The following is a 13217-nucleotide window of genomic DNA, read 5'->3' on the forward strand; positions in this document are numbered from 1 at the left end:
GTAGTTGTTTTTATTTATAAGAATATCGCAATAGGTCTTAAAATTGTTTACTGATAAAATAATATTCTGCAAGTTTTTAATTGATACGTTTTTTCTTATTATTGCCTATTTGATTTAAAATGAAATTTTGAAGAAGACAAAATTTAAATAAAGTTTTGGCCTATATTAGCACTTTAAAAAAGAATACAAATTGAAGTTGATTTTTCAGGTTTTTACAATTTATAAAAATTCAATTTCAGTTACTATTATATGAATTAATTTCCTCCGAATTATGAGCCAAATTTTGAAAAAGTACCAAGTGAATTCCATTAATAATAATGAAGTAAAAAACGTTGATTTTTCTAATTTATCTTTTTGGGAAAATGCAAATTGTTTAACCGATTTTTCATCACCGTGGGATAAAAATCCTATTTCAAAAATTGAATTCAGAGCACTTCATGATCTTGAAAATTTCTATTTTAATTTCAGGGTTTTTGATACTGATGTTTTTATCGATAAAAAAGATAATAGTTTTGATAGTATTGGGAACTCAGATCGTGTAGAATTATTTTTTAGAACTAATGAATCTCTAAATCCTTATTATTGTTTAGAAATTGATACATCAGGGAGAATAATGGATTTCAAGGCACATCCTGATAAAGATTTTGATTTTAACTGGAATTGGCCCAAAAATGAGATCGAAGTAAAAACTTCAAAAGATGAAATTTCTTTTATTGTTGAAGGCAGAATTAGCATTCAATCCTTAAAAGATTTAAATTTAATTAAGAACAATGCTCTTGAAGCTGGGGTTTTTAGTGCAAAATTTTCCCTGGCAGAAAATCTACAGTACGAACCAACCTGGATTTCATGGGTAGACCCAAATACCGAAACGCCTAATTTTCATATCGCTTCTTCGTTTGGTAAGTTTATTTTGTAAAGACTTAAAGGTTCAGAGGTGCAAAGTCTCAAAGGTTCAAAGGTGCAAAGTTTAAAGATCAATGTAAATCTGCTCAATCTGCCAAATCTGCGAGATATTTTTAGCCCACAGATTGAACGGATTTAAACGGGTTTTCGCATGTTTTTATTTGCAAGTTTGATAAAAATTGATGCAAATCTGCTCAATCTGCGAAGTAATTTTAGCCCACGGATTGAACGGATTTAAACAGGTTTTCGCGGGTTTTTATTTCCAAAGTTTGATAAAAGAATTGATGTAAATCTGCTTAATCTGCCAAATCTGCGAGAGATTTTTAGCCCACAGATTGAACGGATTTAAACAGGTTTTCGCGGGTTTTTATTTCCAAAGTTTGATAAAAGAATTGATGTAAATCTGCTTAATCTGCCAAATCTGCGAGAGATTTTTAGCCCACGAATCGATCGAATTTAAATGGATTCTCACGGGTTTTTATTTCACATTTAAAAAAATAATCAGTGTAAACCTGTTTAAATCTGTTCAATCTGTGGGCAAACAAACCTATGATACGTAAAACGAAGCATTCTCAACATTAATAATATCAATAGGCAATAATATAGTTTCCGGGATATCTTTGCGGAATAAAAAATGCTCTGCTAAAGTACTAACTCCTAAATAAGCTTGTCTTGTTTGATTTTGATGAATTAAAAAATGAACTAATCCCTGATTCAGGAAGTTTACATTTTTCTCCACCAAATCATAACCAATAAGTGCTATTTTTTTATCTTTTAAAGAAGATAAAATAGCAGCAATCTGATAGGCTTTAGAAGTTGTAATGAAAATTCCTTTTAAGTTTGAGTTTTCTTCTAAAAAAGCAGAAAATTTAGTTTCAACATTTGGATGTTTTAATTTTAAAGTGGTTAAGGAGAAATCAGCAATTTTCTTCTCATCAAAATAATTTCTAAAACCTTTCTCTTTTTCCTGCATGTGAACCGCATTTTTAAGGCTTTCATCAATGTGGATAATTGCAATTTGACCTTCGGTTAAAATAAGGCTCATTAAACTGGCGGCTACGCGACCGCTTTTATACAAATCCTGTCCAACAAAACTTTTAATAGATTCGCTTTCAATTTGGTTATTAAAAGTATTTACAATAATCTCCAGTTCATCATATTGTTTTACAATTTCCAGCGTTTCTTTATGAAATAACGGAGCAATTAAAACAGCATCCGGAGATTGCTTAATAATGGTTTGGTTTGTACTTAAAAACGATTTTTTACTTTCAGGATTAAAATAATGAGTTTCAATTACAACACCATACGCTTTAAACTCTGTTATTGCTTCCTGGATTCCGTTGATGCAGGGAAGCCAATAAGAGTCAATTTCAGGATCCGGAAGTAAAACACAAATACGGTAAATTTTAGTGTTTTTTAAATTTCTGGCAATTAAGTTCGGCTCATAATCAATGACGTTTAAAACTTCATTTATTTTATCTAACGCAGCTGGAGAAACTTTTCCTCTGTTATGCAAAACCCTGTCTACAGTTCCTTTAGAAACTCCAGCCATTTTTGCTATATCCTTAATTGTGTACTTTTTATCCATATAAGCAAATATAGAAACTTTGGATTAATTATTTAAAAAAAATCCTGTGCTGATTATTTAGTGTGCTCGAGAACATTTTAAATAGTGTGTTCGAGCACATTTTTATTTTTTTTCTTGTTTTATAAAAATATAATATATAGTTTCGTAGAATCAAAATCAAAAAAAGATAAAATTTCTTAACCAAAAATTATTATAAATTGCTGTTTTATAATGATTTATTATAATATTTTAAGTGAAAAAAATTACTTCATTAGCTCCCGGCCGAACATGCCTCTTTGGAGATCATCAGGATTACTTAGGATTGCCGGTTATAGCCTGTGCAATTGATCGAAATATAAAACTTACTGCTGAACAAAATGACAGCAATACGTTTGTTTTAAATATGATCGACATTGATGAAATTCGTGTCATTAATATCGATGCTACTTTTGACAAATTAGAATCTCGGGATTATTTTGCTTCCTCATTGCGGGTATTGCGCCGGTATGGTTGTGTTCCAAATGTAGGGTATACGATCACCATTACAGGAGATATTCCCATAAATTCAGGAACATCAAGTTCGTCAGCTTTATTAATGGCATGGATTCGGTTTTTGATTTCAGCTTTTGGAATCAACCATGAAATTACAGCAGAATTTATAGCAAAAGTAGGCTATGAATCTGAAGTTTTAGAACATGGGGAACCAGGAGGAATGATGGATCATTTTAGCATAGGGGTAGGGAATGTGGTATATATTAATACTAAAGATCCTTTTTCGTATAAAATAATCAGAACCGATTTAAAAGGATTAATTACCGGGGTTTCAGGAGTTCCTAAAGAAACTATAGGTCTAATTGGTGAAATAAAAGGAAATGCCTTAATGTCTATTGGGATTGTAAAGCAAAATTTTCCTGATTTTGATCTTAATACTTCTCAAATAGAAGATTTAGATCGCTATAGAAATTGTTTGCCAGACAGATTAATTCCGTTTTTTGAAGCCGCCTTAAAAAATTATCATTACACAAAAGAAGCATTAAAGGAGTTTGAAAAACCAATTTTAGATCTTCAGAAAATTGGAAAATTAATGAATCAGCATCATGAAGTTTTGCGTGATTTATTAAAAATTACAGTTCCAAGAATTGATGATATGATTAATGCTGCTTTGCGGGCAGGAGCTTATGGAGCTAAAATTGTTGGCTCTGGCGGTGGCGGCAGCATTGTTGTTATTGCAAATCCTGAAAATGAAAATGTAGTAATCGAAGCAATTTTAAAAGCCGGAGCTCAGGAAGCTTATGTGGTTGCTGTAGATCCAGGTGTAAGAATCATTGAAAATATTGAAATTTAAAAAATAAATATGCATAACAATTTAATTATTCTTGCGGGCGGAGCATCTTCACGCATGAAAAAAGAAGCCGTTCTTGATAATTTATCACAGGAAGAAATTGCTCAGGCAAATGAAAGAAGTAAAGGTTTGATAAGCGTAGGATCTAGCGGAAGACCTTTATTAGATTATCTCTTATTAAATGCTAAAAAAGCAGGATACAAAAATATTTACATTATTATAGGTGAACAAGGTGAGTTGTTTAAGGAGTTTTACGGAACTCAAAATGTGAATAATAATTTTAACGGACTCAATATTTCATTTGCCGTGCAATATATTCCTGAAGGACGGGTAAAACCTTTTGGTACGGCGGACGCATTGTTCCACGCTGTAGAACAATTTCCGGAATTAAATTCGCAAGAATATTCAGTTTGTAACAGTGACAATTTATATTCGGCGAAAGCCTTATTAGCTTTAAGAGAAACCAATAGTCCAAATGCTTTTATTGCTTATGATCGCGATGCTTTGGAATTTCCGTCTGAAAGAATTTCGCGTTTTGCCATTGCCAAATTAGATAAAAACAATCAATTATTAGATATATTAGAAAAACCTTCGGCAGATATTTTGTCTGATTATAAAGATGTTGAAGGCAAAATAAGAGTAAGCATGAATGCTTTTAAGTTTAAAGGAAGCGCATTATATCCACATCTTAAAAATTGTCCTGTTCATCCTGAAAGAGACGAAAAAGAATTGCCAACGGTACTTTTAAATGCCGTAAATGAAAATCCTGATACAACTTTAGGAATTCCGTTTTCAGAGCATGTACCTGATTTAACCGCCAAAGAAGATATCGCTGATGTAAAGAAATATTTGCAGCAATATTACCCCGTATTAGACTGGGAAGCTTAAAGAATTAACAAAAAATTGATATCTAATTTGCTGCGAAGTACAACTAATTAGAGTACTTTTGTTTTAATTTGCAAAAAATACGCATTAATTTGCGTAAAAATCGCAAAATAGCATTTTGCTTCTTTTAAGTTGTCTAAATGTGTTTTATATCCTTGTATTGCGATTCAAAACTTATTATATTTATAAAGTATTGATTATTATTGATTTAAACTTAGAATAGAATAAAAAAAACTATATCATGTTAAAAAGTAAAGTAGACAAAGCAACAGGTTTCGAGAAACGATTTGAAAACATCAATACGGTTGTTTTTGAAAATTCCGGTGATGCTTCAAAAGCAGTAGCTCAGGAAATTGCAGCTTTAATTCAAACCAAACAAAAAGAAAATAAACCTTGTATTTTAGGTCTTGCAACAGGATCTTCACCAAAAGGTTTATATGCTGAATTAGTGCGTTTGCACAAAGAAGAAGGGTTGAGTTTTAAAAACGTAATTAGTTTTAATCTGGATGAATATTATCCAATGGAACCAAATTCAATTAACAGCTACGTTCGTTTCATGAAGGAATTGTTGTTTGATCACGTTGATATTTTACCTGAAAATGCTCATGTTCCGGACGGACTTTTAACAAAAGAACAAATTGCCGATTATTGCCATAATTATGAAGCCAAAATCGAAGCTTTAGGAGGTATTGATTTGCAGATTCTTGGAATTGGCGGTAACGGGCATATTGGTTTTAATGAATCCGGTTCATTGCAAAACTCTAAAACACGTTTAGTCGCTTTAGATCATATCACAAGAGTTGCGGCAAGTAAAGATTTCTTCGGATTAAGTAATACGCCAAGAACAGCAATCACGCTTGGAGTTAAAAAAATCATGGAAGCTAAAAGAGTAATCTTATTAGCTTGGGGAGAAGGAAAAGCAAATGTTGTAAAAAGATCAGTTGAAGATGAAGTTACGAATCGTGTTCCCGCTTCGTTTTTGCAGGAACATAATAATGCTATTTTTATTTTAGATAAAGAAGCTTCTTCAAAATTGACCAGAATTAATAAACCGTGGTTGGTTGAAAAAGTAATCTGGACAGATAAATTGACTCGTAAGGCAGTTTTAGGATTGGCGCTACAGCTTAAAAAACCAATTTTAATGCTTACAGATGCTGATTATATCGAGCACGGAATGAGCGATTTATTAGCAGATTCTGGTCCTGCCTATGACATCAATATTAAAATATTCAATAAATTACAAAATACAATTACAGGCTGGCCAGGAGGGAAACCAAATGCTGAGGATTCAAATCGTCCGGAAAGAGCTGAACCTGCAAAAAAACGTGTATTAATTTTTAGTCCGCATCCTGATGATGATATTATTAGTATGGGAGGAACATTTATGCGTTTACAGGAGCAAGGTCATGAAGTGCATGTGGCGTATCAAACCTCTGGAAATATTGCTGTTGCCGATGATGAAGCATTGCGTTTTGCGAGATTCGTAACAGATTACAATGATAAATTTGGAATCAAAAGTGCCGAAGCAGAAAATATTTATCAAAAAGCACTTGACTTTTTAACCAATAAAAAAAATAGCGAAATCGACATTCCGGAAGTTCGTTACATTAAAGGTTTAATTAGAAAAGGAGAAGCAAGAGCAACAAGTCATTTTGTAGGTTTGACTGATGATCAGATTCATTTTATGGAATTGCCATTCTATGAAACCGGAACTATCGAGAAAAAACCAATTGGCAAAGAAGACATTCAATTAACGATGGATTTAATCGAAAAAATTAAACCACATCAAATATACGCAGCGGGAGACTTAGCAGATCCACACGGAACTCATAAAGTATGTCTTGATGCAATTTTTGAAGCTGTAAAAGCTTTAAAATCAAAGCCATTTATGAATGATTGCTGGTTATGGTTGTACCGCGGAGCTTGGCAGGAATGGGGAATTGACGAAGTCGAAATGGCTGTACCAATGAGCCCTGATCAGGTTTTGGCAAAACGTCACGGAATTTTCAAACATCAATCGCAAAAAGATGGGGTTGTTTTTCAGGGAACTGATGCAAGGGAATTTTGGCAAAGAGCCGAAGACAGAAATGCAGAAACAGCTAGTTTGTACCAGGAATTAGGTTTAGCAACATACGCAGCAATGGAAGCCTTTGTGAGATGGCATTACTAAGTCTCAGTTTTTAGTGCCAGTAAACAGTCAGTTGTAACCTGAAAACTGGGACCGCGACTGTAAAACTATTTTAAAATCTTTTGCAAGAAAAATAAAAAAATAGAATAGCTTTGTACCAATAAGAAGCAAGAAAGAAGAATGAGTCTATATTCTTTTCTCTTGCTTCTTTTTTCTTTAAAAAAATGGAACCAGACAAAAAACTTCTCATAAAATTAGCCCATACAAAAATGCCTTTCGGGAAATACGAAGGAAAATTTTTAATTGATTTACCGGAATATTATGTAGTTTGGTACCATAATAAAGGTTTTCCTAACGGAGAATTGGGTCAGCAATTAGCACTTGTTTATGAACTGAAATTAAACGGATTAGAAGAATTAATTCGAAACATTAAAAAGCAATATCCGAAACCTGTAAAATAAGATAACTACAATCTATGGAGAATAATTTTCAACGGTCAAATGCGGGCCAAAACATGAGTATTGCAGCATTAATATTGGGAGTACTATCTATTATAATATCATTTTTACCTTGCTTTAATATTTTTGCTTTGTTAGGTGGAATTATTGCAATAATTTTTGCATCAGTTGGTTTATCTCAGGCAAAAACTGAAAATGCGCCCACCTCATTAGCTGTGATAAGTTTGTTTGTAGGAATTATTGCAGTTGTAATTTCAATTCTTTTCTTATTTGTTGGTGGTCTTTTAATGGCATTACTGTTAATGTGGAATTAATAATGGATAATAAAATATAAATATTGATGGATAATAACTCGCAACAAAACGCAGGTCAGGGAATGGGTATTGCAGCTTTAGTATTAGGCATTGTAGCTATTCTGGTTTCATTCATACCATGCGTTGGTATAATTGCAATAGTTTTTGGTCTGCTTGCTATTGTTTTTGGCGCAATTGGTGTTTCACAGGCACGAAATAATAATGTTTCTGCAGCTTTGCCACAAGCTGGTTTTTTTTTAGGAGTTTTATCTATTGCTATTGTTATTATTGTTATGGTGTTTTTTGTAGTAAAAGTCAGTTCTAATATAAAGGATAAAGAGAATAATGAGGACGAATTTACAGAAGATTTTGATTCACAAAATACAGATTCGGTAAAAGTACAAGATTCTTTAAATACTTGAGAAATAACATCAGACACAATAAAGGTCAAAAAAACAAAATAATCGCCTTTGTGGAAATAAAAACTTCTTACGAAATTGATGCGTACAAAAAGATAAACGTGATTTTTATTGTAATCATTATGCTCATCTTTTTTTATTGTTTTCTACTTCCGTATTTAAATTTTGGAATTCCATCTTCGTGCGCAGGAATGCCTTTGAGTTATTGCAAAAGCCGTGGTCTTACGAGAGCTTTTTCTCAAATATTGCGACTTAATTTCAATGAAGCAATTCTCTATAATTCATATAGTATAAAAATTTTTTCTTTTTTTCTCATTCAGTTGATAGTGCGTTTCATTATCAATAAAATAATACACTTGTCTAATTTTAAAATTGTGTTGATTTCAGACGTATTGTTTAGTGTTATAATTTTTATTTTTTCATTTTATAATTTGGTTTTAATTTGAACTGGATAAAGGTAATATTCAAAAAAAGGTCTAATTAAAAGTTAAAATTATCGATAACGGAAACATCTAATCGATCTATTTAAAAATTTGCAAATTATCTCATTCTCTAATTGATAAATTATCTAATTAAATTTGTACTTTTGCCAAGTTTTTTACACAACTACATACAAACAACAACAGAATGAATCAAACAAAATATATTTTTGTTACAGGCGGTGTGACTTCTTCATTAGGAAAAGGAATTATCGCAGCATCTTTAGCAAAATTGTTACAAGGAAGAGGATATCGTACCACTATTCAAAAATTCGATCCATATATTAATGTGGATCCGGGTACGTTGAATCCATACGAACACGGAGAATGTTATGTAACTGATGATGGTGCTGAAACAGATTTAGATTTGGGACATTACGAACGTTTTCTGAACGTTCCTACTTCTCAGGCAAATAACGTTACAACAGGAAGAGTTTATCTTTCGGTAATTGAAAAAGAAAGAAGAGGAGAATTTTTAGGAAAAACAGTTCAGGTTGTTCCTCATATTACAAATGAAATTAAAGACAGAATGCAATTGCTTGGGAAATCAGGCGATTATGATATTGTAATTACTGAAATTGGCGGAACTGTTGGTGATATTGAATCATTACCTTATATAGAATCTGTTCGTCAATTAGTTTGGGAATTAGGTGAAAATAATGGAATTGTTATTCATTTAACTTTAGTTCCTTATTTGGCTGCTGCGGGTGAGTTGAAGACAAAACCTACGCAACACTCTGTAAAAACATTAATGGAAAGCGGAATCAAAGCTGATATCTTAGTTTGTAGAACTGAGCATGAGCTTTCTGATGAATTGCGCAATAAATTAGCATTGTTTTGTAACGTAAAAAGAGAAGCAGTAATTCAGTCTATTGATGCTTCGACAATATATGAAGTTCCTAATTTAATGCTTGAAGAAGGATTAGATGTGGTGGCTTTAAAGAAATTAGATTTACCTAAAAAAGCAGCTCCGGATTTAAAAAACTGGAATACTTTTTTACGCAGATTAAAAAATCCAAAACATACCGTAAATATTGGTTTGATTGGTAAATATGTAGAAATGCAGGATTGTTACAAATCTATCTTAGAGGCATTTATTCATGCAGGAGCTTCAAATGAAACTAAAGTAAACGTAATTTCGATACATTCAGAACACATCAATAGTGATAATGTTGAAGAAAAATTGGGACCACTTGACGGAGTTTTAGTAGCACCGGGTTTTGGAGAAAGAGGTATTGAAGGAAAAATTGAAGCAGTTCGTTTTGCACGTGAAAATGATATTCCGTTTTTCGGAATTTGTTTAGGAATGCAAATGTCTGTTATTGAATATTCGAGAAATATTTTAGGTTATGCTGATGCGAATTCTACAGAGATGAACGAGAAAACTCCTCATCCGGTTGTGGATTTAATGGAAGAGCAAAAAACCATAACTGATAAAGGTGGGACAATGCGTCTTGGAGCTTGGAAATGTGATATCAAACCAAATACCTTAGCGCATAAAATATACGGACAAAAGACCATTTCTGAGCGTCACCGTCACCGTTATGAATACAATAATAAATATGCTGATGAACTGCAAAAAGCAGGTTTAAAAGCGTCAGGAGTAAATCCGGATACAGGTTTGGTAGAAATTGTTGAACTTGAAAATCATCCGTTTTTTATTGGAGTACAGTATCATCCTGAATACAAAAGTACAGTTGCAAACCCACATCCAATTTTTGTGAATTTTGTGGCTGCTGCAGTAACTAAGCATTTAATTGCGCATAAAAAATAATAATTAATTCTAAAAAGATGTAACTTTTGAGGTCAACTCATTACTAATATCCTTAAACGAATAACTTTTTTTAAATAAATAATGGAAGAAAAAAAATTTGATCTTAATTCAATCATTGGTTTTGTATTGATATTTGGAATTTTGGTGTGGATTATGTACCAAAATCAACCTTCTGATAAAGAAATTGCTGCTGAAAAAGCCAAGAAAGAATTAGTTGCTAAACAAGAAGCACAAGCTAAAACGGATAAAACTAAAACAGCTGTTTTACCGGTTACTGCTGCAACTCCCGGCGATACAGTTCAATTAGCGCAATTACAAAAAACATTAGGTGGTTTTGCTTATTCAGCTACACTTCCTTCTGCTAAAGAAGGTTTTACAACTATCGAAAACGAAAAGATGATACTAAAAATCGCCAATAAAGGTGGTTATATAGTAGAAGCTACATTGAAAGAATTCAAAAAGTTTGAAAAAAATTCCGGACAATTAGTAGAATTAATCAAAGACAATAATTCTAATTTAAATATTCAGCTACAAACAACTGATAACAGAACTTTAAATTCTAAAGATTTATATTTTGAACCAACATTGACTAAAAACGGTGCTGATCAAATATTGACAATGCGTTTGAAAGCAGGAGCAAATGAGTTTTTAGAATATAAATACGTATTGAAAGCAAACGATTATTTAGTTGGTTTTGATATTCGTACTCAAGGATTGAATAAAGTTTTAAATTCATCTAAACCATTAGATTTAGTTTGGGATTTAAAATCCTACAGAAATGAGAAAAGTATTTCTATCGAAAAACGTTTTGCTCAACTGGAATATGAATATGGAGATGAAAAATTCAGTTCAGTAAATGGTGGGGAAGGAAAAGAAGATAATCCTGAAAAAGTGAAGTTTATTGCTTTTAAACAACACTTTTTTAGTGCAATTTTATCTACTGATAAACCATTCGAAAAATCAAAATTACAATCTGATGAGTTAGTTAAAGATGAAAAAATCGATACTACTTATATCAAACAATTTAAAGCAACAGTTCCATTGGCTTTTTCAAATGGAGAAGTTGATTATAAAATGAATTGGTATTTTGGACCGTCAGATTATAAAATATTAAAATCATACGATAAAAATTTCCAAAAAATTATTCCGTTAGGATGGGGGATTTTTGGATGGATTAATCAATGGATTTTTATACCATTATTTGGATTTCTAAGTTCATATATTGCTTACGGAATTGCGATTATCATTTTCACGATTATCATCAAATTGGCAATGTCGCCAATTACTTATAAGTCATTCTTGTCACAGGCTAAAATGAAAGTTTTACGTCCTGAGATTACAGAGTTGGGAGAAAAATTCAAAAAAGACCCAATGAAGAAACAACAGGAAACAATGAAATTGTACAACAAAGCAGGAGTAAACCCAATGGCAGGATGTATTCCGGCATTGATTCAGCTTCCGTTTATGTATGCATCATTCCAGTTCTTTCCATCTGCTTTTGAGTTAAGACAAAAAAGTTTCCTTTGGGCAGACGATTTATCTTCATTTGATGCAGTTGTAAAATTACCATTCACCATTCCGTTATACGGAAGTCATATCAGTTTGTTCCCAATTTTGGCAGCAATTGCTATTTTCTTCTATATGAAAATGACTTCAGGAGATCAACAAATGGCAGCGCCTCAACAAGAAGGTATGCCCGATATGGCAAAAATGATGAAAATCATGATTTATGTTTCGCCATTAATGATGTTAATTTTCTTTAATAGTTACGGTGCAGGTTTGAGTTTGTATAACTTTATATCCAACTTAATTACAATAGGAATTATGTTTGTAATTAAAAATTATATTGTTGATACAGATAAAATTCACGGTCAGATTCAGGAGAATAAATTAAAAGAGCCTAAAAAACAAAGTAAGTTTCAGCAACGTTTACAAGATGTAATGGAACAACAAGAGGCAGCAAAAAAACAGAATAAAAAATAATTACAATATTAAAAAATCTCGATTTATCGGGATTTTTTTTTATCCAATATTCTTTAAATTTGGAGTAAATTCTAAATTAAAAAAGATCACAACATACTTTATCAAAGTCCTTTTCGTTAAAGCTTAAAATTAAATTACAATGATTTATAAAAAAATAATAATCGGATTACTTTTCTTAAATGCAGTTTTGGTTTCAGCACAAGATTTAAACAAAGTCGATGCCAGCGGAAAAAAAGACGGAGTCTGGAAAGGAACGTATGAAGTATCTAAACGTCCTCGTTATGAAGGAACTTTTGATCACGGAAAAGAAACAGGCATCTTTAAATTTTTTGATGATACCAAAAAAGGAGATGTTATAGCAACTCGTGATTTTACAGCTAATAACGGAAGTTCGTACACGATTTTTTATGATCAGAATAAAAACAAAGTAAGCGAAGGAAAAGAAGTTGGTAAAGCGCGTGAAGGCGAGTGGAAGTATTATCACAAAGCTTCAAAAGTAGTGATGACACTGGAGAATTATAAAAATGGAAAATTAGAAGGACCGAGAACTGTTTATTATCCGGATTCTAAACTTGCCGAAGAAATGACATACATAAACGGCTCAAAAGAAGGGATCTATAAAAAATACGGACAAAACGGAACTCTTTTAGAACAAACTACTTATAAAAATAATGAATACAATGGTGATGCTGTTTTTTATGATGCTGATGGAGCTGTAGCTTCAAAAGGGAAATTTGTAAACGGGAAAAAAGCGAATATGTGGCAGTTTTACTTAAAAGGGAAATTAACCAAAGAAGTAAATATGAGCGACCCAAAAAGCAGTTATCAGGCAGATTCAAAACCTAAAATGAATTAGATTTTTCTTGAAATCTAAATCTGTTTTTAAATGCAATAAGTTTTCTCTACCGCAACATTACATAAACTAATCAAAACTACCACGATTATCAAAAATAGGGCTTATCTTTGCACCCTTGTAAAAATATAAA

At 32.0% G+C, this 13217-nt stretch carries 11 protein-coding genes; 10 read left to right on the forward strand and 1 reads right to left on the reverse strand.

The annotated features are described in order from the left end of the window. The first annotated feature begins 298 nt into the window (after positions 1-298). Entirely contained in the window at positions 299-916 is a 618-nt protein-coding gene (locus KHA90_RS08430) for a sugar-binding protein (protein ID WP_317197385.1), read from the forward strand. A gap of 534 nt (positions 917-1450) precedes the next feature. Here the strand turns inward: KHA90_RS08430 and KHA90_RS08435 are convergent. Further along, complete coding sequence (locus KHA90_RS08435) at positions 1451-2491, reverse strand: LacI family DNA-binding transcriptional regulator (protein WP_213297779.1); 1041 nt, start codon at positions 2489-2491, stop codon at positions 1451-1453. A 232-nt stretch (positions 2492-2723) separates the two neighbouring features. On the opposite strand from KHA90_RS08435, the gene KHA90_RS25720 reads away from it, so the two are divergent. The 9 genes from KHA90_RS25720 (at position 2724) to KHA90_RS08485 (ending at position 13087) form a co-directional block, all read left to right on the forward strand. Next, positions 2724-3815, forward strand: coding sequence for a mevalonate kinase family protein (locus KHA90_RS25720; protein ID WP_213297781.1), 1092 nt, complete (start codon positions 2724-2726; stop codon positions 3813-3815). 9 nt (positions 3816-3824) lie between these two features. Next, a complete protein-coding gene (locus KHA90_RS08445) occupies positions 3825-4700 on the forward strand; it encodes a sugar phosphate nucleotidyltransferase (protein ID WP_213297784.1) in 876 nt (291 codons plus the stop codon). Positions 4701-4938: 238 nt separating this feature from the next. Then, positions 4939-6867, forward strand: a complete 1929-nt coding sequence (gene nagB / locus KHA90_RS08450; protein WP_213297787.1) for a glucosamine-6-phosphate deaminase — start codon at positions 4939-4941, stop codon at positions 6865-6867. A gap of 182 nt (positions 6868-7049) precedes the next feature. Next, the gene (locus KHA90_RS08455) at positions 7050-7286 is read left to right on the forward strand and encodes a DUF3820 family protein (protein ID WP_213297790.1); all 237 of its coding nucleotides are present in this window, start codon (positions 7050-7052) and stop codon (positions 7284-7286) included. A 53-nt stretch (positions 7287-7339) separates the two neighbouring features. Further along, on the forward strand, positions 7340-7597 hold the full coding sequence (locus KHA90_RS08460) for a hypothetical protein (protein ID WP_213297793.1): 258 nt from the start codon (positions 7340-7342) through the stop codon (positions 7595-7597). 26 nt (positions 7598-7623) lie between these two features. Further along, the gene (locus KHA90_RS08465; protein WP_213297796.1) at positions 7624-7998 is read left to right on the forward strand and encodes a DUF4190 domain-containing protein; all 375 of its coding nucleotides are present in this window, start codon (positions 7624-7626) and stop codon (positions 7996-7998) included. Between the two features lie 624 nt (positions 7999-8622). After that, positions 8623-10248: a CTP synthase gene (locus KHA90_RS08475; protein WP_213297801.1), complete on the forward strand. Its 1626-nt coding sequence runs from the start codon at positions 8623-8625 to the stop codon at positions 10246-10248. A gap of 81 nt (positions 10249-10329) precedes the next feature. Continuing rightward, positions 10330-12231 (forward strand): membrane protein insertase YidC, encoded by a 1902-nt coding sequence (gene yidC, locus KHA90_RS08480; RefSeq protein ID WP_213297804.1) that lies wholly within the window; start codon positions 10330-10332, stop codon positions 12229-12231. A gap of 139 nt (positions 12232-12370) precedes the next feature. After that, the gene (locus KHA90_RS08485; RefSeq protein WP_213297807.1) at positions 12371-13087 is read left to right on the forward strand and encodes a toxin-antitoxin system YwqK family antitoxin; all 717 of its coding nucleotides are present in this window, start codon (positions 12371-12373) and stop codon (positions 13085-13087) included. Positions 13088-13217 lie beyond the last annotated feature (130 nt).

It is taken from the genome of Flavobacterium psychroterrae (assembly GCF_018380615.1).
Taxonomy (GTDB): domain Bacteria; phylum Bacteroidota; class Bacteroidia; order Flavobacteriales; family Flavobacteriaceae; genus Flavobacterium; species Flavobacterium psychroterrae.

Excerpts from the sequence above, each read along its gene's own strand:
- KHA90_RS08435 (WP_213297779.1), bottom strand. The coding sequence starts at position 2,491 with ATGGATAAAAAGTACACAATTAAGGATATAGCAAAAATGGCTGGAGTT.
- KHA90_RS08445 (WP_213297784.1), top strand. The coding sequence starts at position 3,825 with ATGCATAACAATTTAATTATTCTTGCGGGCGGAGCATCTTCACGCATG.
- nagB (WP_213297787.1), top strand. The coding sequence starts at position 4,939 with ATGTTAAAAAGTAAAGTAGACAAAGCAACAGGTTTCGAGAAACGATTT.
- KHA90_RS08455 (WP_213297790.1), top strand. The coding sequence starts at position 7,050 with ATGGAACCAGACAAAAAACTTCTCATAAAATTAGCCCATACAAAAATG.
- KHA90_RS08460 (WP_213297793.1), top strand. The coding sequence starts at position 7,340 with ATGAGTATTGCAGCATTAATATTGGGAGTACTATCTATTATAATATCA.
- KHA90_RS08465 (WP_213297796.1), top strand. The coding sequence starts at position 7,624 with ATGGATAATAACTCGCAACAAAACGCAGGTCAGGGAATGGGTATTGCA.
- KHA90_RS08475 (WP_213297801.1), top strand. The coding sequence starts at position 8,623 with ATGAATCAAACAAAATATATTTTTGTTACAGGCGGTGTGACTTCTTCA.
- yidC (WP_213297804.1), top strand. The coding sequence starts at position 10,330 with ATGGAAGAAAAAAAATTTGATCTTAATTCAATCATTGGTTTTGTATTG.
- KHA90_RS08485 (WP_213297807.1), top strand. The coding sequence starts at position 12,371 with ATGATTTATAAAAAAATAATAATCGGATTACTTTTCTTAAATGCAGTT.